At 67.2% G+C, this 23803-nt stretch carries 23 protein-coding genes; 7 read left to right on the top strand and 16 right to left on the bottom strand.

Features of this window, described 5'->3' with window-relative positions; all coding sequences use genetic code 11:
• Positions 1 to 150 precede the first annotated feature (150 nt).
• Positions 151 to 777 carry a glutathione S-transferase family protein gene (locus tag Q8S40_RS04415; RefSeq protein WP_305669424.1) on the top strand — a complete coding sequence of 209 codons (627 nt, stop codon included), beginning with the start codon at positions 151 to 153 and terminating at the stop codon, positions 775 to 777.
• A gap of 4 nt (positions 778 to 781) precedes the next feature.
• Here Q8S40_RS04415 and Q8S40_RS04420 read toward each other — a convergent pair whose 3' ends face one another.
• The 4 genes from Q8S40_RS04420 to Q8S40_RS04435 all read right to left on the bottom strand — a co-directional run bounded on the left by Q8S40_RS04420 (position 782) and on the right by Q8S40_RS04435 (position 6605).
• Entirely contained in the window at positions 782 to 1342 is a 561-nt protein-coding gene (locus Q8S40_RS04420) for a cob(I)yrinic acid a,c-diamide adenosyltransferase (RefSeq protein WP_305669425.1), read from the bottom strand.
• Positions 1336 to 2088, bottom strand: a complete 753-nt coding sequence (locus tag Q8S40_RS04425; protein ID WP_305669426.1) for an energy transducer TonB — start codon at positions 2086 to 2088, stop codon at positions 1336 to 1338. Before Q8S40_RS04425 ends, Q8S40_RS04420 begins: the two co-directional genes overlap by 7 nt.
• Before the next feature lie 63 nt (positions 2089 to 2151).
• Positions 2152 to 5652: a methionine synthase gene (gene metH / locus Q8S40_RS04430; protein ID WP_305669427.1), complete on the bottom strand. Its 3501-nt coding sequence runs from the start codon at positions 5650 to 5652 to the stop codon at positions 2152 to 2154.
• A 14-nt stretch (positions 5653 to 5666) separates the two neighbouring features.
• Positions 5667 to 6605: a metalloregulator ArsR/SmtB family transcription factor gene (locus Q8S40_RS04435; RefSeq protein ID WP_305669428.1), complete on the bottom strand. Its 939-nt coding sequence runs from the start codon at positions 6603 to 6605 to the stop codon at positions 5667 to 5669.
• A gap of 40 nt (positions 6606 to 6645) precedes the next feature.
• Between Q8S40_RS04435 and Q8S40_RS04440 the strand changes: the two genes are divergently transcribed.
• Complete coding sequence (locus tag Q8S40_RS04440; protein ID WP_305669429.1) at positions 6646 to 7017, top strand: hypothetical protein; 372 nt, start codon at positions 6646 to 6648, stop codon at positions 7015 to 7017.
• 10 nt (positions 7018 to 7027) lie between these two features.
• On the opposite strand, the gene Q8S40_RS04445 is transcribed toward Q8S40_RS04440, so the two are convergent.
• From Q8S40_RS04445 to Q8S40_RS04465, 5 genes are all read right to left on the bottom strand, one after another.
• Positions 7028 to 7741: a hypothetical protein gene (locus tag Q8S40_RS04445; protein ID WP_305669430.1), complete on the bottom strand. Its 714-nt coding sequence runs from the start codon at positions 7739 to 7741 to the stop codon at positions 7028 to 7030.
• 7 nt (positions 7742 to 7748) lie between these two features.
• Positions 7749 to 9161 carry a TRAP transporter large permease subunit gene (locus tag Q8S40_RS04450; RefSeq protein WP_304809054.1) on the bottom strand — a complete coding sequence of 471 codons (1413 nt, stop codon included), beginning with the start codon at positions 9159 to 9161 and terminating at the stop codon, positions 7749 to 7751.
• Positions 9158 to 9754: a TRAP transporter small permease subunit gene (locus Q8S40_RS04455; protein WP_305669431.1), complete on the bottom strand. Its 597-nt coding sequence runs from the start codon at positions 9752 to 9754 to the stop codon at positions 9158 to 9160. Before Q8S40_RS04455 ends, Q8S40_RS04450 begins: the two co-directional genes overlap by 4 nt.
• An 86-nt stretch (positions 9755 to 9840) precedes the next feature.
• Positions 9841 to 10965, bottom strand: coding sequence for a TRAP transporter substrate-binding protein (locus Q8S40_RS04460; protein WP_305669432.1), 1125 nt, complete (start codon positions 10963 to 10965; stop codon positions 9841 to 9843).
• A 121-nt stretch (positions 10966 to 11086) separates the two neighbouring features.
• Entirely contained in the window at positions 11087 to 11899 is an 813-nt protein-coding gene (locus Q8S40_RS04465; RefSeq protein WP_305669433.1) for a ferredoxin--NADP reductase, read from the bottom strand.
• A 126-nt stretch (positions 11900 to 12025) separates the two neighbouring features.
• On the opposite strand from Q8S40_RS04465, the gene Q8S40_RS04470 reads away from it, so the two are divergent.
• From Q8S40_RS04470 to Q8S40_RS04480, 3 genes are all read left to right on the top strand, one after another.
• Positions 12026 to 12727: a GNAT family N-acetyltransferase gene (locus tag Q8S40_RS04470; protein WP_305669434.1), complete on the top strand. Its 702-nt coding sequence runs from the start codon at positions 12026 to 12028 to the stop codon at positions 12725 to 12727.
• Between the two features lie 122 nt (positions 12728 to 12849).
• The gene (locus tag Q8S40_RS04475; RefSeq protein ID WP_305669435.1) at positions 12850 to 14034 is read left to right on the top strand and encodes an amidase; all 1185 of its coding nucleotides are present in this window, start codon (positions 12850 to 12852) and stop codon (positions 14032 to 14034) included.
• Between the two features lie 73 nt (positions 14035 to 14107).
• The gene (locus Q8S40_RS04480) at positions 14108 to 14626 is read left to right on the top strand and encodes a GNAT family N-acetyltransferase (protein ID WP_304809062.1); all 519 of its coding nucleotides are present in this window, start codon (positions 14108 to 14110) and stop codon (positions 14624 to 14626) included.
• Between the two features lie 74 nt (positions 14627 to 14700).
• Here Q8S40_RS04480 and Q8S40_RS04485 read toward each other — a convergent pair whose 3' ends face one another.
• The 7 genes from Q8S40_RS04485 to Q8S40_RS04515 form a co-directional block, all read right to left on the bottom strand.
• Entirely contained in the window at positions 14701 to 16215 is a 1515-nt protein-coding gene (locus tag Q8S40_RS04485; protein ID WP_305669436.1) for a sigma-54 dependent transcriptional regulator, read from the bottom strand.
• A 6-nt stretch (positions 16216 to 16221) separates the two neighbouring features.
• Entirely contained in the window at positions 16222 to 16569 is a 348-nt protein-coding gene (locus Q8S40_RS04490; RefSeq protein WP_305669437.1) for an Hpt domain-containing protein, read from the bottom strand.
• A 71-nt stretch (positions 16570 to 16640) separates the two neighbouring features.
• Positions 16641 to 17795, bottom strand: coding sequence for a glycosyltransferase family 2 protein (locus Q8S40_RS25140; protein ID WP_371136802.1), 1155 nt, complete (start codon positions 17793 to 17795; stop codon positions 16641 to 16643).
• Complete coding sequence (locus Q8S40_RS04500; protein ID WP_305669439.1) at positions 17704 to 18378, bottom strand: lipid-binding SYLF domain-containing protein; 675 nt, start codon at positions 18376 to 18378, stop codon at positions 17704 to 17706. The genes Q8S40_RS25140 and Q8S40_RS04500 overlap by 92 nt, the downstream gene beginning before the upstream one ends.
• Positions 18379 to 18477: 99 nt before the next feature.
• Positions 18478 to 19113, bottom strand: a complete 636-nt coding sequence (locus Q8S40_RS04505) for a histidine phosphatase family protein (protein WP_305669440.1) — start codon at positions 19111 to 19113, stop codon at positions 18478 to 18480.
• A 9-nt stretch (positions 19114 to 19122) separates the two neighbouring features.
• A complete protein-coding gene (locus tag Q8S40_RS04510) occupies positions 19123 to 20274 on the bottom strand; it encodes a hypothetical protein (protein ID WP_305669441.1) in 1152 nt (383 codons plus the stop codon).
• Positions 20271 to 21425: a hypothetical protein gene (locus Q8S40_RS04515; RefSeq protein ID WP_305669442.1), complete on the bottom strand. Its 1155-nt coding sequence runs from the start codon at positions 21423 to 21425 to the stop codon at positions 20271 to 20273. The genes Q8S40_RS04510 and Q8S40_RS04515 overlap by 4 nt, the downstream gene beginning before the upstream one ends.
• 103 nt (positions 21426 to 21528) lie before the next feature.
• Here Q8S40_RS04515 and Q8S40_RS04520 point away from each other — a divergent pair, with 103 nt between their 5' ends.
• Positions 21529 to 22227 (top strand): metallophosphoesterase, encoded by a 699-nt coding sequence (locus Q8S40_RS04520; protein WP_305669443.1) that lies wholly within the window; start codon positions 21529 to 21531, stop codon positions 22225 to 22227.
• A gap of 84 nt (positions 22228 to 22311) precedes the next feature.
• Entirely contained in the window at positions 22312 to 23802 is a 1491-nt protein-coding gene (gene rfaE1, locus Q8S40_RS04525) for a D-glycero-beta-D-manno-heptose-7-phosphate kinase (protein WP_304809201.1), read from the top strand.
• Position 23803 lies beyond the last annotated feature (1 nt).

The raw sequence follows: 23803 nt of genomic DNA on the forward strand, positions 1-23803 counted from the left end.
GGCCGTAAGCGGCGCCGCCGCCGCAAGGATCGCAATAAGCGTGGGAATTGCCATGGCACGATTCATCCGTCAGCCCGCCGGCCAGGGCAACTGGACCCCTGGCGGAGCCGGACATACCGTAAGCCCCTATCGAGAGGGGGAATCGCCGTCATGCTGCGCATCTGGGGCCGTGCCAATTCGTCCAACGTCATGAAGGTACTTTGGCTCTGCGAAGAACTCGGTGTGCCCTTCGAGCGAATCGATGCCGGCGGCGCCTTCGGCAAGACCCGGGAGCCGGCCTATCTCGCGATGAACCCTAACGCCCTGGTCCCCACCATCGAGGAACCGGACGGCTTCACGCTGTGGGAGAGCAACGCGATCCTGCGCTACCTGGCGCGCTCGCGCGCGCCCGGCAACCCGATCTACCCGGCCGATCTTCGCCTCGCCGCGGATTGCGACCGATGGATGGATTGGCAGGTGGCCTCGGTGAACCGGCCGATGACCACGGTCTTCTTCACCTATGTCCGAATCCCTGAGGCGGAACGCGATTGGCCCGCCACCGACAAGGCGCGCGCCGAGGCCGAGACGCTCTGGGGCATGCTGGACCGGCACCTGGCAGGACGCCCCTTCATCACAGGCGACGACTTCACCCTGGCCGACATCGCGCTGGGCATCTACGCGCATCGCTGGTTCGCGCTGCCGATCGAGCGTGCGGAGATGCCGGATCTGCGTGCCTGGTACGACCGCCTCCTGGTCCGGCCTGGCTGCGCGAAACATGCCTCCGGCCCGCTGACCTGAAGCCTCAGCGACTGGCGCCCGGGGTCCAGGTCACGTCCCGCGCACCATTGCCGTTCAGGCGGCGTGACAGGACGAAAAGGTGGTCCGACAGCCGATTCAGATAGCGGATCACCGCCGGGTTCACCGTATCCTCGGCGGCGAGGGAAACAACGTCCCGCTCGGCCCGGCGCACGATGGTGCGCGCCAAATGGGCATGGGCGGCCCCCGGACTGCCACCGGGCAGGACGAAGCTGCGAAGCGGAGGGACCAGCGCGTTCATCTCCGCCAGTTCCGCTTCAAGCCGCAAGCATTGCGCGTCGCTCACCCGCAGCCGGTCGCTGCCAACGCCCGGAACGCAGAGGTCGGCGCCAAGGTCGAACAAATCGTTCTGGATGCGCGCCAGCATCGCGTCCGCCACCCGGTCACCCTCCAGGTTCAGGCGGACCAGTCCAATCACCGCATTGGCCTCATCTACCGTGCCATAGGCCGCCACACGCAGCGCATCCTTCCGCACGCGAGACCCGTCACCGAGTGACGTCTCCCCCGCATCACCGCCCCGGGTCATGATCACGTCCAGCCTTACCATCGTCGGTCTCCTTCGAGTTGGAAGGTGATGCCGATCGCGGTGGTGGAAAGGACCGGCAGCCCATCGCGCTGCGCCGCGTCAAACCGCCACCGGCGCACCGCCTCCATCGCGGCCTGATCCAAGGCCGGAAAACCTGAGGATAACATGACCCGCACATCGGCTACGCGGCCCAGCGGGTCGATCTCGACCTGAAGCGTGACGCGTCCCTGCTCGTTGCGGAGGCGGCTGGCCTGCGGATAGGCCGGCGGCGCATTGACGACGCCAGGTCGCAGGCGTGCCGGAACCACCGAACCAAGCGCCTGTCCAGCGCCCTGCGCCATCGGGGCGGTTGCGGCAGCCGCCCCGGTCGCGGCCGGTGGCGCCGCGGCTCGCTGCCGGGAAGCTGGTTCGGGCGGCCGGGGTGGCACCGGCGGTGCGGGCGGTGGTGGCAAAGGGGTTGTTTCCTCCACCAACGGCTCCGGCACGGGCAGCGGATCGTGCACCATGGGAGGGGCGAGCACTTCGGGTTCCGCCCCTGGCTCGGCTGGGGTGATGGCCGCTTCGGGCGAGGGGGGGGTAACTGGCTCCTCCGGCGGCAGGGCCTGCGCCGATTGCATGGACGCATCCACGGCATCTCCAGCGCCCGGCGCCTGTTCCGACCAGATCAGCGCAACCTGCTGATCGGTCGGCTCCGGAACCGACCCTCGCTGGAGGCTTACCAACGCGAGCGCAATGGCGGCATGCAGGCCAATGGAAATGGCCAGCATCCAGACTGTACCCAGTGGCCCAGGCCGGAAACGGGTCCCGATGTCCTCCCGCACCCCCGGAGGCTAGACCGAGAAGTATTTGGCGCGGGGGTGGTGCAGCACGATCGCGCTGGTCGATTGCTCCGGATGAAGCTGCCATTCGTCCGAGAGCGATACGCCGATCCGCTCTGACTTCAGAAGCCGCAGCAGCCCTTCCTGATCCTCAAGCTTCGGGCAGGCCGGGTAGCCGAAGGAATAGCGGCCACCGCGATAGGATTGCTGGAGCATCCGATCCATGTCCCGGTCATCCTCTCCCGCATAGCCCAGCTCGGCGCGGATGCGCTTGTGGACGTATTCCGCCATTGCCTCCGCCATCTCCACCGAGAGGCCGTGCAGGTACAGATAGTCCTGATAGCGGTTGTCCTCGAACCACTCCCGCGCGATGTCTGAGGCCTTCTGGCCGACCGTCACCACCTGCATGCCGATGACGTCGCGCGCGTTCGGACCCTCCTCGATGTCGCGCACGAAATCCGCGATGCACTCGCCATCCGGCTTCGGCTGGCGCGGCAGGTTGAAGCGGCAGACTTCCGTCACGCCATCCTCGGCGAACAGCACAAGGTCGTTGCCCTGGCCGGCGCATTTCCAATAGCCATAGATGGCCTGCGGCTTGAGGATTTTTTGTTCCTCCGTCAGCGCCAGCATGCGCTTCAGCACAGGGCGCAGTTCCTGCTTTGCCCAGCCGAGGAAATCTTCCAGCGACCGCCCGGCCTTCCGGAAGCCCCACTGGAATTGATACAGGCTTCGCTCGTTGATGAAGGGAATGATCGCCTTCGGCGGCGCTTCCACGACGCGGGCGCCCCAGAAGGGCGGCACCGGCACGGCGCTTTCGGCCGAGACGCGGCGGCGCCGTTCCTGGGCATAGGTCAGGTCAACCGGCGCAAAGCCGCGCGGGTCGGCCTGGCCCAGGGTGCGCTTTTCATTCTTCGCCTTGCCGACGCGCTTCGCCTGGAGTGCGGACAGATAGTCTTCGAAGCCGTTGCCCATGACCTTATCCATCAGGTGCAGGCCATCGAAGGCATCCCGCGCATAGGCCACGCGGCCGCAGGCATAGGCCTTCACGCAATCATCCTCGACGTAGTTCCGCGTCAGCGCGGCCCCGCCCAGCATGACGGGAATGTCGATGCCCTGGCGGCTCATCTCCTCCAGGTTCTCACGCATCACCACGGTGGACTTCACCAGCAGGCCGGACATGCCGATGGCATGCGCCTTGTGCTCCTTGGCCGCGGCGACGATGTCGAGCAGCGGCACCTTGATGCCGAGATTCACCACCTTGTAGCCGTTGTTGGTCAGGATGATGTCAACCAGGTTCTTGCCGATGTCGTGCACATCGCCCTTCACCGTGCCGAGCACGATGGTGCCCTTCTCCTGGCCCTCGACCTTCTCCATGAAGGGTTCGAGATAGGCGACGGCCGCCTTCATGGTCTCGGCGGATTGCAGGACGAAGGGCAGCTGCATTTTTCCGGCACCGAACAGCTCACCCACCACCTTCATGCCATCCAGCAGCACGTCGTTGATGATGGACAGCGGCGTATTACCCTGGTCGAGCGCCACCTGCAGTTCCTCGCCAAGGCCCTTGCGATCGCCGTCGACGATGCGGTCCTTGAGGCGGCCTTCGACCGTCTCCGCGCGCACCTTCTTGACGTTGTCTGCCGCCTTCCGGCCGGAGAAGATCTCCAGCACCTTCTGCAACGGGTCGTAGCCCTCCCGCCTGCGGTCGAAGATCAGGTCCTCCACCACCTCCACCTCCTCCGGCGGAATCTGGTGCAGCGGCTTGATCTTGGAGACGTGGACGATGGCGCCCGTCATGCCCGCCTTCACGGCGTGGTCGAGGAAGACGCTGTTGAGAACGTGCCGCGCGGCCGGGTTCAGGCCGAAGGAGATATTGGACAGGCCCAGGATGATCTGGATGTCCGGGAACTTCTCCCGGATCATGCGGATGCCATCCAGCGTCCAAAGCCCCAGCTTGCGGTCATCCTCGTTGCCGGTGGCGATGGTGAAGGTCAGCGGATCGATCAGCAGGTCGGATTGCGCCAGGCCGTATTTGTTGCAGGCGAAGTCCACCAGCCGTGAGGCAATCCGCAGCTTGTCCTCCGCCGTCTTCGCCATGCCGACCTCGTCGATGGTCAGGGCGATGACCGCGGCGCCGAACTTCTTGGCCAGCTTCAGGCGATCATGCGCCGCTTCCTCGCCATCCTCGAAATTGATCGAGTTGATGATCGGCTTGCCGCCATGCAGCTTCAGCGCCGCCTCGATCACCGGCGTTTCCGTGGAGTCGATGACAAGGGGTGAGTTCACGCTGCTGGTGAAGCGGCGGATGACCTCGTTCATCTCCTCCATCTCGTTGCGGCCGACGAAGGCGGTGCAGACATCGAGGCTGTTGGAGCCCTCGGCCACCTGTTCGCGCCCGATGGTCACGCAGCCATCCCAGTCATGCGCCTCCTGCCGCTGGCGCCACAGCTTCGAGCCATTGGCGTTGCAGCGCTCACCGATCGAGAAGTAGCTGTTCTCCTGCCGCAGCGCCGTCGCGCCATAGAGACTGGCGACGGAGGGCACCCACACCGGCTTGCGCGGCACCGGTGCCGGGCGATGCCGCGCGCCGCCGAGCTTGCGCAGCAGCTGGTCCAGCGCCTGGATATGCGGCGTTGAGGTGCCGCAGCAGCCGCCGATCAGGTTCAGCCCGTCCTCGACGATGAAGCGCTCCATCCAGGAGGCGAGATCCTTCGGACCGAGCGGGTAGTGCGTCTTGCCATCCACCAGCTCCGGCAGGCCCGCATTCGGCTGCACGCTGATGTAGCCGGGCCAGTTCTGCGACAGCCACCGCACATGCTCCGCCATTTCCTGCGGTCCCGTGGCGCAGTTCAGGCCGATCAGTGGCACGTCGAGCGAATGCACGACCGTGGTCGCGGCCGCGATGTCCGGGCCAACGAGCAGCGTGCCCGTGGTCTCAACGGTAATCTGCACAAGGATCGGGATGTTCGATTTGGCGCGGGCGCGGGCGATCTTGGCGGCGTTCACCGCGGCCTTGATGAACAGCGTGTCCTGGTTCGTCTCGGTCAGCAGCGCATCCGCGCCGCCGGCGATCAACCCCTCGCATTGGAGGATCAGGGCGGCTTCCAGCGCGTCGTAGGCGATATTGCCGAGGCTGGGCAGCTTGGTGCCCGGGCCGATATCGCCGATCACCCAGCGGTGCCGGCCATCCGCGAAGCTCTCCGCTGCCTCACGCGCCAACTCGACGGACAGCTTGTTGATCTCGAACGCCTTGTCTTCCAGTTCGAACTCACCGAGCGTCACCGGCGACCCGCCGAAGCTGTTGGTCAGCACCATGTCGGCGCCGGCTTCAAAATAGCCGCGGTGGATTTCACGAACGAGGTCGGGGCGCGAGAGATTCAGCACCTCCGTGCAGTTCTCCTTGCCCCAGAAATCCTTTTCGACATCCAGCGTCAGGGCCTGGACGCGGCTTCCCATGCCGCCATCGCACAGCAGAACCTGATCCTTGAGCGCGTCGAGAAGATGCGGGCGAGACATGCGGGGCATACCCTTCAGCGAGACGGGACAGGAATGGAAACAGGCTGGCGCTGGGCCAGCCAAAGCCGGACGGCGAGCGGCCCGTCGATGCTGCGCGCCGTGCGAAGCGCACAGCCCGCAGCCCCGAGCCAGCCGGCCATCTGGGCGTCATCAAAACCCGGCCAGCGATGCGCATGCCGGCCGAGCAAGTCGGCCCGCGCATGTGGTGCCAGATCTACGACCAGCAACAGGCCCGCCGGTCGCAGGACGCGCGCAGCCTCGGCCAGCGCGGCCGCCGGGTCTTCGGCGTAGTGCAGCACCATCTGCAGCGTCGCGGCATCGAAGCCCGCATCCGGCAGAGGCAGCCGATACATGTCCGCCTGGCGAACGGAGCAATGACTCAGCCCCCGTTCCGCGAGGCGCGCGCGTGCCAGCGCCAGCATCTCCCGGCTCGCATCGACGCCGAGCGCGCTGGTGCAGCGGGGGGCCAGGATCTCGATCAGCCGACCCGTTCCGCTGCCGATATCCAGCAGCCGATCGAGACGTTCAGGCAGCGCGCTGAGCAGCGCAGCCTCTATTTCGGCGGCCGGAAGTTCCAGCGCCCGCATCTCATCCCAATCCGCGCCATGGCGCTGGAAGGCATCCGAGGCTGCGCGCGCACGCTCCGCTGCCAGCCGTGCGGCGGCGCGGCGGTCGGCGGCCAGCAGGGGATCATCCTCCGGGAGGCGGGCCAGGATCTGACGGGCCAGATCGGCATCGGCCGGCAGTTGGAAGAAGACGTTGGCGCCCTCCGGCATCCGCTCCAGCAATCCTGCCTCCACCAGCAGCTTCAGATGCCGGGAAAGCCGGGGCTGCGACTGTCCCAATATGCCGCAGAGGTCCGAAACGCAGAATGAACCCCGCGCACATAGCGAGAGAAGACGCAGCCGCGTCGGCTCGGCGGAAGCGCGAAGCTGGGCCAGGAGATCGTCCATGCGCTTGCAAATGACATAAAGATATCCTTATGTCTAGCGTATGGCTTGGTCTCTCGACGCCCGCATCCCCCTGCGACTCATCGGCCCGCACCTTCTGGGCGCGGCATTACAAACTGCGCCAGCCACCGCGCTGCTCGTGGAAGGAACAGAGCTCGAAAACATCGCCGCCCCGGCCGTGTTCCAACTTCGCTTCAACCCGGGGGGCCTGCGGCACAAATATGACTGCAACTGCTGCGCCGGGCGCGGAGCGGCGGCGGAGGCATTGGACCGGATGTTCCAGGCCCGCATCCGCAGCCAATGCGCCTGGTTTGATCAGGTGATTGGCGTCGTGCAGAGCGCCGAGGCGCGGGCAGAAGTGCTGGATGCCTTGGCGCAGGACCCGCTGGCAAAGGCCCGCTTCCGGCCAGCCTGACGCCTCCGCATCAGACGAACTGGGCCTCAGCCTTTCCGAGGCTCGAGAACCGGGCCGCCAGGGCCACCCCTGGCTCCGGCCACTGCGTGGGCGTCAGACCCGCAACAACCAGAACAGCGCCCGCCGGCAGGCCGCCCAGCGCACGCGCCGCCGCTGCAGCCTCCATGAAGGCCGCCTCCAGATCGATCAACTCACCACGCGGGCGATTTGCCGGAGCAGTCAGCGCCACCCTGACGGGCGCTGACGGCCAGGGGCGCGGTTTGCCGACAACAAGGTAGCCGAGCAACGCAAGGTCAGCGATGCAGGACGGGACATCCGACGGCACTTCGGAAAAGCGGGTCGCGGCAAGATCGATGGCCGGGTGCAGACGCAGGAGAGACGGCATGCCAATCCCATCCGCCTCCAGCGGCGCACCCAATACGCCCAGCAGGGCTGCGCTTGCCGAAGGATGGCGCAAGGCGGCGAGCGCCACGGTCGCCGCCATCGGCAATAGCCGCCCTTCTATGACAGGGCCGGTCAGGCTGGGCTCCGCCGGCCGGCGCAGGATACGGACGCCGCAGGCGACATGGCCCGTCTGATCCAGCATGGCGGCCGCAGTCTCCGCGCCCTCCAGCGCATCGCGCGGCGCCAGTTCAGGCGGGAACCGCGCGAGAGGATTGCCGGATTCCAAGGCTTCGACCAGCCACCTTGCCGCGACATCCGCGCGGGCTTCACCCTCGGTCATTCAGTGCTCAATTCAGCGGTGGCAGGTCGGGCAGTTCGGGAACCTGGAAGCCGCCTTCCGGGATGGACATCAGATCTTGCACCGGCCCCGTCTGCACGTGGTCATAGAGGTAGGAAGGAAGCCAGGTCGCGATCCCTGGGAAGATGTACAGCAGCGCCATGCCGACAACGACAATGCCGACAAAAGGCAGGCAGCCTGCGAAAATCTCGGTCAGCCGAACCTGTGGTGGCGCAACGCCTTTGAGGTAGTAGGCCGCCATCGCAACAGGCGGCGTCATGAAGGAGGTCTGCAGGTTCAGGGCGACCAGCACGCCGAAGAAAATCGGGTCAACGCCGAAGGTGTCCAGCAGCGGCAGGAAGATCGGCACGAAGATCAGCACGATCTCCGACCATTCGAGAGGCCATCCCAGCAGGAAGATGATGATCTGGGTCACGATCAGGAAGGTGACCGTGTTCAGGCTCAACTGTTCGACGAACAGGTTCTCGATGACATGGTGGCCGCCGAGATAGCCGAACACCGAGGTGAAGATGTACGCACCGACGAACAGCCAGCAGACCATCGCCGTGGTGCGCGCCGTCAGGAAAACGCTCTCCTTCAGCCGCTGGAAGCTGAGCGCCTTGTAGAGCAGCGCCAGAAGAATCGAACCCAGCGCGCCCATCGCCGCGGCTTCGGATGGCGTGGCAAGACCGAACAGGATGGCGCCGAGGACCGACCCGATCAGCGCGGCAAGCGGCACGAAGGAAGTCACCAGCGCCCAGAGGATCGTGCCCACCGGCACGTTGCGCTCCTCGGGCGGCAAGCGCGGGGCCATGTTGGGACGCAGCGTGGCAACAGCCAGCACGTAAAGCATGTACAGCAATGCAAGCCCGAGCCCTGGGAAGAAGGCGGCCGCATAGAGCCGCGCCACCGAGGTCCCGGCGGTTGCGCCATACAGGATCAGCATGATCGAGGGCGGGATCAGGATGCCGAGGCAGCCACCCGCGCAGGTCACGCCAGCAGCCAGCCGCGGATCGTAGCCGGCACGCAGCATGGCCGGAAAGGCCAGCAGGCCCATCAAGGTCACCACGGCGCCAACAATGCCCGTGGCGGTGGCGAACAGGGCGCAGGTTGCGAGCGTGGCGATGGCCAATGCGCCAGGCAGTCCGCCGGACGCCATTTGCAAGGATCGGAACAATCGATCGAGGATGTTGGCCCGCTCGATGACGTAGCCCATGAAGATGAACAGCGGCACCGAAATCAGCACGTCATTCGCCATGACGGCATAGGTGCGCTGCACCAGCAGGTCGAAGACCCGCAATTCCATCGCCAGGTATCCGAAGCCGATGCCCATCGCCATCAGCGTGAAGGCAACAGGGAAGCCGAGGAGGATGATGAAGATGAAGCTTCCCAGCATGACCATGCCGAGGACCGGATCGCTCATGCCTTGTCCCTCAGCAGGTCGGCCTCGTATTTCTGGCGCGCGACTTCCAGCGCCAGAACTTCCATCTCCTCAACATCATTCAGCTTTTGTGGCCATTGCCCCTCTCGCAAGCAGATGACGCAACGAGCGATTTCGGCGAATCCCTGGATCAGCACGACGGCTGCGGCGAAGCTGATCACGAATTTGAAGGGCCACACCAGCGGCCCATCGGGGCTAATCGATGATTGCTCGTTCTGCGCAAAAGACAGCAGGAAGAAGTCCCACCCGTAAACAACCATGCCAATCATCGCGGGCAGGAAGAACAGGATGTAAAGTGTAAGGTCGAGCCCGGCCTGCGCACGAGGCGGCGCCATGCGATAGGCGAAATCCGCGCGGACATGGCCGCCCCGTGACAGGGTATAGGCGCCAGCCATCATGAACAGGGTGCCGTACAGCATGTAGGAGACGTCGAACGCCCAGCTGGTCGGCGCCCGAAACAGGTATCGCGCAAAAACCTCGTAGCAAATGGCCAAAGTCAGCGCGAGGATCAGCCATGCGAACAGCTTGCCAATAAAGGCGCTGAACCGATCCACCATCAGCAGAACAGCCTGCACCAAGCGCCTCCCCTGGGCTCCGACCGGATCAAGAAAGACCCGCCCTCAGGAAAGGGCGGGTCCCGTCAGCACGAAACGGTGCTGGCTCAGTTCTGGCGCGCGAAGAAGTGGGTGAAAGAGATCGCGGCCGGCGCCTGATAGCGCAGGTAGAAATTGCCGACCCGCCGGCACCAGGCGCGCTGGCTGTCCGTCACCTTCTTGAAGAACGGGTCGCTCTCCAGGTTCGAGATCACTTGGTCCCAGGCGCGAAGCTGGGCATCCAGGATGGGCCGCGGTGTCGGGCGCACCTGCACGCCCTGGGTCTGCGTCATCTCGATCAGGTCACGCGAATACCTGTCCTGCTGCTTCCAGGACATGTCGGAAGACGCCGCCTCCGAAGCGTGGCGGATGATCGCCTGCACCTCGGCCGGCAGGCCTTCGTAGCGCGGCCGGTTGAACAGGATCTCGAAGGTTTCCGTGTTCTGGTGGAAGCTCTGGATCATGTAGTTCTTGGCAACGTCAGGGAAGCCAAGAATCCGATCGGACGACGGGTTGTTGAATTCGGCGCCATCGATCACCCCGCGCTCCAGCGCTGGCACGATCTCCCCGCCCGGCAGCGCGGTCACGGCGGCGCCCATGGCATTGAACAGATCCGTCGCCAGGCCAACCGTGCGGTAGCGCAGGCCACGCAACTGGTCGACGCTGGTGATGGGATTCTTGAACCAGCCCAGTGGCTGGGTTGGCATCGGCCCCGTCTGGAAGCCAACGACATTGACCCGCAGAATGTCGCGGGTCAGTTCGTTATACAGGGCCTCGCCACCACCGTAGTAGAACCAGCCCAGATACTCATGCGCATTGCCGAACCAGGCCGGTGGGGTGCCGAACAGGCTGAAGGCCTTGTTCTTCCCGAACCAGTAGGCGGAGACGCCATGCCCGCCATCCAGGGTGCCAGCGGAAACCGCGTCCAGAAGCTGGAATGCGCCAACGACAGCGCCGGCCGGCAGCAACTCCAGCCGTACCCGGCCACCCGCCATGGCGTTGACCCGGGTAACGAAGTCATTGGCAAATTCGTGGAAAATGTCGCGCTGCGGCCAGGTCGACTGGAACCGCAGATTGACGGTCTGTGCGCGGCTGACACTGGGAGTGGCCAGTACGGCCGTACCCGCGGCGCCAACGGCAGCCGCCTTGAGCAGGCCACGACGGCCGGCCCCACGCGAGATATTCTCGGTCATGATTCCCTCCAGACGTGCCGCCTGTCCGCTTTCGGAACATTCGACGGCTTGCTTCCCCAACCTCAATAAGCAACGCCGGACTGGCACGCAACGGTTAGGTGCGGGAGGGATGTTCAGGCTGCTATTTCGTGACGAACGCCTTTTCGACCACGTAGGTCGCGGGCCGGTTATTGGCCCCCTCGGTAAAGCCTCGCGCCTCCAGGATGGCCCGCATATCCGCGTTCATCGCCTCGCTGCCGCACAGCATGGCGCGGTCGCGCTCGGGGGAAAGCGCCGGCAGGCCGAGATCGGCGCAGAGGCGCCCGGACTCCACCAGCGTCGTCGGCCGCCCCTGGTTACGGAATGGCTCCCGCGTCACGCTGGGGTAATAGACCAGCTTGCCGCGTACCAGCTCGCCCAGCAGTTCATGCTCAGGCAGATCCCTGGCGAGCAGGTCGTGGTAGGCAAGCTCGGCAACCTCCCGCACCGCATGGACCACCACGACCCGGTCGAAGCGATCATAGGTCTCCGGCTCCCGCACCAGGCTCAGGAAGGGGGCGAGGCCGGTGCCCGTCGCGAACAACCACAGCGTGCCGCTCGGAAGCAGGTTATCGGTTACCAGCGTACCCGTTGCTTTCCGCCCGATCAGAACCCCGTCGCCAGGCAATACGTGCTGGAGGCGGGATGTCAGCGGGCCGTCCTGCACCTTGATGGACAGGAACTCCAGATGCTCCTCCCACGGTGCGCTGACGACGGAATAGGCGCGCACCAGGGGTTTGCCCTCGACCAGCAGGCCGATCATGGCGAACTGGCCGGCCACGAACCGGAAGTGAGGATCGCGCGTGCACGTGAAGGAAAACAGCCGGTCCGTCCAATGATGGACCGTCAGGATCCGCTCCAGGAAAAACCCGGGCGGTGCGGCCACGGTGGCCGGCGGAGCGCTGGGGGAGGACATGGGGGCCCGTATGCGACAAAGTGAGTTCTGCTGCAATGCGAATGGTTGCGCGCAGACCCCCGCTGGCTGAACCCGCAGGTCTGCGGCATTGTGCTGTTCCAGACTCTGCCAGAGGTCCGATTCCGCATGACCCAGCCGCCGCCGCTCGGTGCGCCCGTCGACCCGACGCCCCGCCCCCTGCCCGCGCGCGTGCCACATCGCGGCCAGGCGGTGACCCTGGAGCCGCTCGCCGTCAGGCACGCCGCCGAGCTGTGGGATGCGGCCCAGGCGGATGCCGGCGGCGAGGGCTGGGCCTATATGGGGTACGGTCCCTTTGCCGATGCTGCCGCCATGCAGCGTCATGTCGCGGCCTTTGCCACGCAGCACGACCCCATGGCCTGGGCCATCCGCCCGCACAGCAGCGGCGCCGTCGCCGGCTGGCTGACCCTGATGGAGATGCAGCCCGCCAACGCGGCGATCGAGCTCGGCCACATCTGGTTCTCCCCGCGGCTGCAACGCACAAGGGCGGCAACGGAGGCGATGTTTCTGCTGATGCGCCACGCCATGGACGACCTGGGCTACCGGCGCCTGGTCTGGAAGTGCAACGCCCTGAACGCACCGTCCCGCCGCGCCGCGGCGCGACTGGGCTTCGTGCATGAGGGCGAGTTGCGCGCCCATCTTGTCGTCAAGGGCCGGCGGCGTGATACGAGCTTCTACTCGATCCTGGCCGATGAATGGCCGGCACGGCGAGACCGCATTGCAGCCTGGCTGGACGACAGCAACTGGGATCATCAGGCGCGCCCGCGCCGATCCTTGAGCGAGGCTCCGATCGAGGGCCCGGGCAGCTGATTTGGACACGGATCGGCGGGCCGAGAGGGTCGCCGCCGCCTGCCAGTTGTATTTAGATGCATCCTACCGCACGGTGGTTTCCGGTTCGGGATGGTAACAGGGGCATTGCCATGCCGCGTGGCTTGGAAGACACCGTCGGGGCTTTTGTACCGGGCACCCGGGTGGAGTTGGCTGGCGCCGCAGTGGGCCCGCTCACGGAGCTCGACTTCGCCGTCAAGGATCTGTTCGACGTGGCTGGCGCCACGACCGGATACGGCAACCCCGACTGGGCACGAACCCATGCCCCTGCCGCAGCGACCGCGCCGATCATCATGTCCCTGCTCCAGGCTGGCGCCTCCCTGCGTGGCAAGACCAAGACCGTGGAACTCGCCTATGGTCTGACCGGCGAGAACGTCTGGTACGGAACGCCCATCAACCCGGTCGCGCCAGACCGTTTTCCGGGCGGTTCCTCCTGCGGGTCGGCAGCCGCCGTCGCCGCCGGACTGGTGGATTTCGCGCTTGGTACTGATACTGGCGGCTCCGTGCGGATCCCAGCGAGCTACTGCGGCATCTTCGGCATCCGTCCCTCCTGGGGCGCCGTGAACCTGACCGCCGCCTGCCCGCTTGGCCCAAGCTTCGATACCGCCGGCTGGTTCGCGAGCCGCGCCTCGGTCCTGCGACGCGTGGGCGACGTCCTCCTGCCGCCAGGTGGCGAGGGCGCCTTGGGCCCACTGGTCAAGGTGCAGGAAGCCTGGGTCAACGCCGTGCCCCACACCGCCACCGCGCTGGTCGGGGCGATTGCGAAGATCGAGCGCGTTCTCGGTCCCTGCCTTTCGATCCATCTCGCGCCGGAAGGCCTGACCCAGCTTTTCGAGAATTTCCGGGCGGCACAGGCGGAGGAAGCCTGGGCAACCCTTGGTTCCTGGGTCGAGGCGATCCGCCCCACTTTCGGCCCGGGGGTCGGGGAGCGCTTCGCCGCCGCCAAGGCAACCGACCCGGCCGTGGCGGCAGAGGCGCGCGCATTCCGTGGCCTGTTCCGGCAGCGCGTACAGGCCCTGCTTGCCGGCGGCGCCGTGCTTGTCTACCCGACCTCCCCGGTCCCGGCACCGAGGCTGGATGTGGGAGCGGAGACGCAGCAGGCGGTACGGGAACGCACAATGGGCGTGACAGCGATTGCGGGCCTTGCCGGCCTTTGCGAAGTGTCCCTCCCGGCAGCCAGGGTTGATGGCGCGCCGGTGGGGCTTTCGCTGGCGGCGGCGCCGGGACGTGACCGTGCCCTTCTGGCAGTCGCGGAGCGTGTTGCCGCGGAGCTGCGCCTACAGGTCTGAGCCTGCCACGCTTGCCCCCCAGCGCCCGTCCGCCTATCGCTGATAGCCTCGCGCCGCCTCCGGGACCCTTGCCATGCTGATTCGTGACGCAGTTGCCGCGGATCTTCCCGCCATTACCGCGATCTACGCCCATCACGTGAAGGTCGGCACCGGCACCTTCGAGGAAGAGCCACCAAGCCAGGAAGAAATGGCGCAGCGAATCGCCAAGGTTCAGGATTCGGGCTGGACCTGGTTGGTCGCGGAGCAGGACGGCGTTGTCATGGGCTACGCCTACTTCAACCAGTTCAGGGATCGCTCCGCCTACCGTTTCTGCGCCGAGAACTCGATCTATGTCCGGGACGACGTGCGTGGCCAAGGCGTCGGCAAGGCGCTGGTCGAGATCCTGCTGCGCCGCGCCACGGATTGCGGCTTCAGGCAGATGCTAGCGGTGATTGGCGATTCCGAGAATGTGGGCTCCATCGGCCTGCATGTCTCCCTCGGCTTCCGGCAGGCAGGCGTGCTCAAGGCCGCCGGCTTGAAGTTCGGCCGCTGGGTGGATGTGGTGTTCATGCAGCGGGCGCTGGGCGAGGGCGATCGCACCTCGCCTCTCTGAGAGCAGTCCAATCGCTTCTGCTGAGCTACAGGCGAAACGGATGCCAGCCATTGGCGCAGGGGTGATCCTCGCGCCTACCCGGACGCGTCACTCCGCCAGGCCTGTAATTTGCGATAGATGGTCGAGGGGTTGATCCCAAGCAGCGCGGCGGCGCGCGGCACGTCCTGCGCCACCCGGTCGAGTGCGGCAAGGATATGCCGCTTCTCGACCTCGGCCAGCGGTTGGAAGGCCTCGTTCTGCGGCGGCGGCGCCAGGGGTGCTGCCTGGTGGGGTGCGAAGGTCGGCGCAGGCTGCGCCGGCATGGGAACCGGCGGCTCCTTCGCAACGCACGGAGGCACGACAGGCAGCGCCTCCGGTTCAACAGGCGGGGCGCCAACGGGATCCGGTACAACGGCCCCCTGGCCCGGCGCGCCGCGCAGCAGCATCGGGGGCAGCATGGACATTTCCACCCGATCGCCATCGTGCAGAACGACGATGTTCCGAACCACGTTCTGCAATTGCCGTACATTCCCGGGCCAGGAATAGGCGCGAAGGACCTGCTCCACCTCCCAGGTGAAGCCGCGCAGGCGCTTGCCTTCCTCACGCGCGAAGGCCGCCAGGAAATGCCGCGCGATCAGCAGGCTGTCTTCGCCGCGCTCCCGCAGTGGCGGAAGGTGCAGCGGCACCACATAAAGCCGGTAGTACAGGTCCTCCCGAAATCGCCCAGTCTCAACCTCGACCCATGGATCGCGGTTGGTCGCGGACACGATCCGGACATCCACTTTCTCGGGGCGGGACGCGCCAACCGGCTGGAAGGTGCCGGTCTGCACGAATCGCAACAGCTTGACCTGCATCTCGATCGGCATTTCGCCAATCTCGTCGAGGAACAAGGTGCCGCCATCGGCGAGTTTCGCAGCGCCGGCGCGGCTGTCCGTGGCGCCGGTGAAGGCGCCTTTCACATGGCCGAATATCTCGGATTCCAGAAGATCCCGCGGAATCGCGCCGCAGTTCAGGGTGACGAACGCCCTGCCCTTGCGGGGACTTGCCCGGTGAACCGCTTCGGCCGCGAGTTCCTTTCCGGTACCGCTTTCCCCGGTGATGAAGACGCTGGCCTTGCTTGCCGCAACGCTCTCGATCGTCCGATAGACGGCCTGCATGGTGGCAGAGGCGCCGATAAAGCCGAAGAAGCGATCGCGGCCCAGCTGTGCCTTCGCCTCCCGCAGTTCGGTCGCCAGGGCGCGCTTCTCCAGCGCGTTCTGCAGGGTCACCGTCAGGCGGGCCTTGGCGTAGGGCTTGACGATGAAGTCGACGGCCCCTTCACGCATCGCCTCAACCGCATGGTTCACGCTACCATGCGCCGTGACGACAATGATCGCCGCTTCCACCCCCTCGGTGCGCAGCCGGCGCATGGTTTCGAAACCCGAGAAATCCGGCAGTTCCAGATCCATCAGAATGGCATCGGGGCGCCAGGTCTGTGCGATGCTGATTGCTTGCGCGCCCGTCTCTGCGACACGGGTTTCCAGACCGAGTGTCCGCAACAGGGCGCCGGCGACTTCCGCCTGCGTCGGTGTGTCTTCAACAATCAGGATCCGCGCCGCGGAAGCGGCCATGCGGCGCTAGCTCGCCCCGGGCGGGTGCTCCGCCAAGGCGGACAACTCGGCCAGCGCCTCGGATGCTTCCTGCCTGACCTGAAGCGCCAAGACACGTGGATCGGCCGGATTGCGATGATCCATGGCGATCCGCGCGACCTGCTCCAGGCGCCGCGCGCCTACGGCCGCCGCTGCACCCGCCAGGCTGTGCGCCGAGCGCCTGTAACCCTCCTCATCGCCAGCAGCGACGGCCGCTTCCAGGAGTCGCGCCAGCCGGCCGAGGTCATCCTCGAAGGTCCGCACGATTCGCACGAAATCCTCGCGCGGCAGTTCCGACGCAAGCTGTCCAGCGATCTCCGGGTCGATTGCGTTCACGCTCCACCTCTCGCATTGCACGGCCATCTGGTCAACGCATGCTGCATGTTGAAGGTATCGATACGGCGCCCCTACGGGACACGCTGGTCCAGCGAGCGCATGCCGAACAGATCCCGCGCGGCGGCACGAGCCATCTTGCCACTCGGCTGCTGGGCAAAGGCCGAAAGCCGAAGCATCGCGGCCTGGACACGCAGACCGGCCAGCGCCGCACCATCGGCTTCCAGCGCCAATTGGCTGGTCCTGCACTGCTGCACGGCATCCGCATCCAACTGGCTGACCGGCAGGGCGTAGGCCTCCGCCACGCGGCGGCGCGCGATGCGTCGCGCCTGCCCTTCCGGGCCTTCCGGATCCACCGCGCGCACCAGCCGGTCCGCCAAGCTGCGCGGCAGACAGCCCACCGGGGCACAGGCCGCAAGGTGCAACCAAAGATCCCAATCTTCGGCCCGTCGCAACTGTTCATTGAAACCACCGACCGCACGCAGCAAAGCGGTCTGTGCCATGACAGTGGAGGTCGCGACCACCGGCTCCGCATAGATCGCCGCCTGGGCATCCCGATGCAGGATGAAGGCCTCACGCCGCATGCTGTGGCGGGCGGCAAAGGCGCGGCAACGACCAAAGCCGGTGGCAAGCTCGGTTCCATCCTCGGCGAAGCGGCGATGATCGGTGAAGGAGAACCCGATATCGGGGTAGAGCCGGTGCAGTTCCATCTGCGCTGCCATCTTGCCACGGCGCCATCTGTCGTCGGCATCGAGAAAGGCAACCAGGGGCGCCTGCGCCGCAGCGAGACCCACATTGCGCGCGGCTGCCGGCCCTGCCGCGGTGGTAGCCAGGGGACGCACACGCCGGTCCGAGGCCGCAATACCGCGGAGGTAGTCACCCGTCCCATCCTGGGAGCCGTCATCGACGACCAGGATCTCGATCTCGCCGAAAACGCCAAGCGAGGCGATCGCACCGGGCAGCCAACGCAAGGCGTTGTGGGCGGGGATCACGACACTGAGCCTGGGCTGCGGGTGCACGACGGACCTCTCGATTTGCATCGGGCGACCAGTGACGGGTCGCCTTGAGGTCTTCAGTGCACGCGGCGTACCGGCATCCTGCGTCGCATTTTGCGAATCAGTCCGGCATGCCGCTCGGTCAGCGGGCGCCGTAGCGCAGCAGCATGGCGCGCAGCGGGTCGGAGCCCGGATTATGCGCCTCCATCGCCACGACGATCTGTCGCGCGGCATGGTCCCGTCCGTAATAGGCACGGGCGGAGTTCGGCCGGTAGGATAGCACCGACCCGGACAGCGACACCCCGGCAAACAGGCCACGCGACTTGGCAATCGCTACGATATCCGCGCCCGCGGCCGCCGTGGTGCTACCCTGGATGCCGCCGCCGACGGTGGCGAAAACGAGTGAGGCGTCCGCACCGATCTTGAACTGGCTGTCCATGATCGCCTGCAGCCCGCGATCGGTCATGATCATCATGGCCACCATGGCGTCCTGAACGCCGATCTGCAGGCCGATGCTGCCAGACCCGAGGCCATAGAAAGCGGGCGACGACCAGGACCCAGCGCCGTCCCGGCCGACCAGGACGCAGGACCCGCCCTCCCCGCCCAGGATGAAGCCAGCGCGGAAGACCCGCGGGCACACCATCACCGCCCGCGCCCTTTGCAGGAAGCCGATTGCATCGGCCGTCATATCGCCGGTGCTCATCAATTCCTGCACCGCGAGCGTGGCGCGGTCGACCAGCGCCTGTTCTTCCTGCTGCGCAACCGCCGGCAGGGACACCACCGGCAGGGAGAACAGCAGCCCGATGGCAAGCATCATCCCACGGAACATGAAAAGCCCCCCGCAACCCTATGTCAGGGAATACTCTACATGCCCGCGACTCGGGTGTCCAAGGCGAACCGACGGGACGCCTAGCCCCTACTCCGTGGCGGGCAGCGTGAAGGGTTCCTCATTCACCGCCGCGACGCGCCAATCCATGCCGTGCCGCTCCAGCCGGGTCATGGAAAGGTTCCGGACCGAGAAGATCAGCGCCTGATGCGGGCTCAGCCCCATGGCCTGTGCGATTGCGGCGCGAATCGAGCCGCCATGCGCCACGATCACGATGTCGCGGCCCGGCGCGTCCTGCACCAGCCGGTCCAGCACCGCCGAAACCCGCTGTACCACTTCAGCAAAGGACTCCCCGCCCGGTGGCTTCTCCTCCGCCGCATGGGGCCAGAAGGGGTGCGGCGGATGGCGGATCAGGGCGGCGAAGCGTTCATGCGACAGGCCCTGCCAATCGCCCAGATGCTGTTCCGCCAGATCCGGCTCCACCTCCAGCGGCGCCGGCGCATAGCCGGCGGCAAATATGGCGGCCGCGGTGGCCCGGGTGCGGGAGAGTGGCGTCACAACCCAACGCGCGCCTTCCGGCAGCCGCGCCGCCAGCCAGCGATAGGCTGCGGCCTCCTGCCGCAAGGCGAGTTCGCACAGGGCAACATCCATGCTGCCATAGACGACGGCGCGGGCGGAGGGCTCCACCAGCGCATGACGGACGAGAAACAACCGGGTGATCTGCACAGCCCCGATCTAGCCGGAGCGCCGACGCTCCACCAGTGCGCCCTGGAAGACGCGGATGCCAACCTCCCACCCCCAGGCGATGGCGGCAGGCCGATCAACACCGACCAGCACCACCTGCTCTGGCCGCAGCAAGGCGCGATCCAGGCAGGCCGGTGTCGCCACCGGCAGGTCGGCCGACCAGCGCAGCCGCAGCAGGTCCAGCTCCAGATGCTCCGGCGGCAGAACCGCGAGCAATTCGGGAGGCGCGTCATCCAGCGCTGTCCGGTACCCGCGGCCGCGCGCCATATCCCGCGCAGTCAGGAATCCGGCCGGGTCCGCCAGGATATCCGCCGGGCGGAAGGCCAGCGTGATATCCCGCCGTCGCCCGGCTGGCAGGCTGCTGTCAAATCGTTGAAATGCGGGGGTCGCGAGCGTCGCCGGCACCACCGCGAGCCCGACCCGGCGCCAGGCGAGCTGCACCGCCGGCCGCCCGATCTCGGCCAGCATCCGCAATTCCGCCAGGCGGGTCAGGCGCCGCTGCAGCGCGGAACAACTCCCGATATCAACACCGGGCAGCACGGCCTCGGCCAGGCTGCCCCAGGCAAGCCGCCGGTCTTCCCACAGGGCCTCCGCCGGTTCCCCTTCAGGATCAAGCCGGCAGACGCCCTGCGCGATCGTCATCGCCTCCAGATCCGCCTGTGCCAGCGCCCGCTCGGCCATGGCCAGGTCGAAGCTGTTGATGGGGCTGGCATCTGCGACGAACCGCGGTGAAACGTCGATCTGCCCCATGCCCAGGCTTTCGGCGGTGATCGCCAGCAGCTGCGCGGCCCCGGCCGGCAATCGCATGGCCTGCACCGCCTCCCCAGCCGCGGCGTCCAACGTCCGCAGCAGCGCGAGGCGGGCCGTCTCCAGCACCAGCCCCGGCGGCGCCGCAACCGCCACCACATCTCCATTCGGCAGGTCAAAGACACGGGTCCGCGCCGCGGCGAGGACCGGCTCCAGCGCATCGCGCAGCAGCCGCTGGTGGTGCGGCCGACGCGCCGCGGGCCCGAGGCCGGACAGGCGAAGATGCAACACTTCCCGCACCGCATTCGCGGCGACGCTCTCGCGGACCAGCGTTGCCAATTCTGCGGCGGCGCGGACACCGCCCGGGCGCCGGTCGCCGTCGGTATCGGCCCTCATGCGGCCGGCCGCGCCGGTGCGGCTGCGGCGTGCCTATTGGCAGCGCTCATTGCCGCCGGGACCGGCCGCGGCACCTGCAGCCCTGGCCCCGCTTCCGCGGCCGCGCCCTCCAGCAGCCGCAGCCCCATATGTCTTGCCCAGTCGAGGGCCGTGTCATCACTCACCCCGGCAAGGATCACCCGCTCAGGGTCGGCCCGGCGCAGCGCCGCCATGGCGCATGGCGCCGCAAGCGCGGGCGACCAGGTGATGCGAAGCCAATCGGCCGGCAGCGCCTCGATCGCCAGCAGCCGGAGCGAGGCAGCGTCGAGGCCTTCGAGTTCCAATGCCCACCCTTGCAGGGCAAGGCTTTCCCGCCGGGCCTGCAGGGCGGCCGGGTTGCCGGCCATCTCCAGCCCCAGCGTTGCCACCAGCGCACCGCGGCCGCCTCCGCCGCCGCCATCACTGCGCCCGCTCAACGGCGCCGGCGGCACCGGCAGGTGAAGCGGGCCGGGCAGCGAACTGCCCATCAATTCGCGCCGCTGCGACGGATCGCCGATGGCGATCAGCAGCCTTGCGGCCAGGCTCCGCGTTGCGTGCTCGATCAGATCCGCATCGGCCCCCAGGCCACCGAGCAGGCAGGCCAATGGCTGGCGCGCGATCGAGAGGCGGAGGAAGGCAGGCCGGGCCGGGCCGCCCGAGGGGTCGAGCCGCATCCCGGTAACCCGTCTTACGACGCGCTCCAGTGGCAAGGCGCGCAGCCACCCGTCAAGGCCGGCCAAGGCCGGGCCACTGCCATTCGGGCCGGGCGCCCCGGCCTCCGCCGCGGCCGCAAAGGCTTGCAGTGCCGCAGCATCCCGCTCGAGCGACCAAAGTCCGGTGACCTGGCTGCCGATCAGCCGGTCGAGCAGCCCGCGAAGCCGCACCGCCCGTCCGGCCTCGGCCCCGATCAGCAGCAATTCCTCATTCGGTCCATCCAGCACCACTCCGCCTGCGGCAAGCGCGCCTTCCTGCAGCAGGGCGCGAGCGACGCGACGGCGGTGCGGCGGCATCGCCGGCACGCGCAGCACCACCCGGCCCATGGGGCTGCGCAACGCCTCCCGCATCACAGCGAGCAGAGGCGTCTGGAACGCGGCAGCTCCGGCCGCGACGGCTGAATTCGAACCTTCGGACATGTGCGTGAGACCGCGAGGATCGGGATGGCGACGGCGCCCCCGGCGCGGCTACACTCAGCTTGCAATGGCTTCCAGACAGTTAATCGGCGAAGAATCCCTCGCCTTGGCAAAGGCTCCTGCCTCGCTGCCCGCGGGCCAGCGCATTTACGCGATTGGCGACACCCATGGATGCGCGGCGCGGCTGGCGGTTCTGCACGAGAAGATTCTCGCGGACCTCGCGGCGCGGCCCATCGCCCGGCCCCTGCTGTTGCATCTCGGGGATTATGTCGATCGCGGCCCCGACAGCGCCGGCGTGCTGGCCCGCTTGGCACAGCCGATCACGGGCCTGCCGATGGTGAACCTGATGGGCAATCACGACCGCATGATGCTGGACGCATTGGCTGAGGATGCAGCGGAGGAGGCCGTCTCGCTCTGGCTGCTCAACGGCGCCGGCCCGACGCTGGAGAGCTATGGCGCATCCCCGCGCCACCCGGCGAGCTGGGCACGGGTCCGTGAAGCGGATCTGCAACTGCTGCAGGCCTGTCGCCCCCGCTTCGCCGCTGGCGGCTACCTTTTCGTCCATGCCGGCATCCGGCCGGACCGGACGCTGGAGGAGCAGGATGACGCGGATCTGCTCTGGATCCGGGAGCCCTTCCTGTCCTGGCGCGGGGTGCTACCGGCCGTTGTGGTGCATGGGCACACACCCGCACCCAGCCCGGAAATCCGGCCACACAGAATTGGCCTCGACACCGGTGCGGTCATGGGTGGCGACCTGACCTGCGGGGTGTTCGAGGCCGACCAGGTGGGTTTCCTGCGTGCCTAATCAGCCATCCCACGGCACCGCTTTCGGCATGCGCGCCGCTGGCGTGCCTTGCACCGGGGGCGGCGATTGCGCTACGCCAGCATGATGCAAGGCCCCGCGCCCGCCGACCTACCCACGCCAGAAATCCCGGTCGGCGAACTGACCGAGGCCGTGCGCCTTCTCAAGCGCGCATCGGTCCTCGTTGTCGGCGACGCCATGCTGGATCGCTACGTCTATGGGCAGGTCGAAAGGGTCAGCCCCGAAGCCCCCGTCGCCGTCCTTGCGGTGGAGCGGGAGGTCGCGATGCCTGGCGGGGCCGGCAATGTGGTTCGCAACCTGACGGCGCTCGGCGCCGCGGTCGCCTTCGTCTCGGTCGTGGGCGATGACCAGGCAGGCAGCGACCTGACCGGCCTCATCGGCGGCCAGCCGAATGTGGAGCCCTGGCTTCTGGTGCAGGGCGGACGCGCCACCACCACCAAGACACGCTTCATCGCGGCCGGCCAGCAATTGCTGCGGGCCGATCATGAGATGCCAGGACCGATCCATCCGCGCCTTGCGGAGCGGCTGGTGCGGATCGCCGCCGATGCGGTGGCCGCGACCACGGTGATGGTGCTGTCCGACTACAACAAGGGCGTGCTGTCCGGCGATACGGCCCAGCGCCTGATCGCCGCTGCCCGCGGTGCCGGGCGGCGCGTCGTGGTGGACCCCAAGGGCATTGATTACGCGCGCTATGCCGGCGCCGACCTCATCACCCCGAACCGCGCCGAGCTGAAGCTGGCCACCGGCATGCCGGTGGACACCGAAGCCGCGCTGGTTGCCGCGGCCGAGCGGTTGCGGGCGGATCATGGCTTTGGCGCCGTGCTGGTGACCCGGAGCGAGGATGGCATGACGCTGGTGGCCGCCGAGGGCGTACGCCACTTCCCCGCGGAAGCGCCCGAGGTGCATGACGTCTCCGGTGCCGGGGATACGGTGGTGGCCATCGTGGCGGCAGGCCTCGCGGCCGGTCTGTCCGCGCCCGTCTCTGCGCGGCTGGCCAACATCGGGGCCGGCATCGTGGTCGGCAAGGTCGGCACCGCCGTGGCGCGCGAAAGCGACCTGCTGGAGGCACTGACGCCGGAACGGGGTGCCCTGCGAAAAGTCGTCTCCCGGGCCCAGGCGCAGGAACAGGTGGAACGCTGGCGCCGGCGTGGCTGGCGCATCGGCTTCACCAATGGCTGCTTCGACCTGCTGCACCCCGGCCATGTCCATTTGCTGGAACAGGCACGGTCGTGGTGCGACCGGCTTGTGGTCGGGTTGAACGCCGATTCCAGCGTGAAGCGCCTGAAGGGCGAAACCCGGCCGATCCAGGGCGAGGCCGCCCGCGCCGCCGTGCTCGCCTCCCTGGCCTCGGTGGATCTGGTCTCGGTGTTCGAGGAGGATACGCCCCTTGAATTGCTGCGACTGCTGCGGCCCGAAATTCTGGTGAAGGGCGCCGACTACACCGTGGATAAGGTGGTTGGCGCCGATCTGGTCACTGATTGGGGCGGGCAGGTGCGCCTTGCGGCGCTGTTGCCCGGCCAGAGCACAACGGCCACCGTCGCCCGCATTCGCGGCTGAT

Origin of the sequence: Falsiroseomonas sp. (assembly GCF_030695085.1) — a bacterium.
In the GTDB taxonomy this organism is placed as follows: domain Bacteria; phylum Pseudomonadota; class Alphaproteobacteria; order Acetobacterales; family Acetobacteraceae; genus Falsiroseomonas.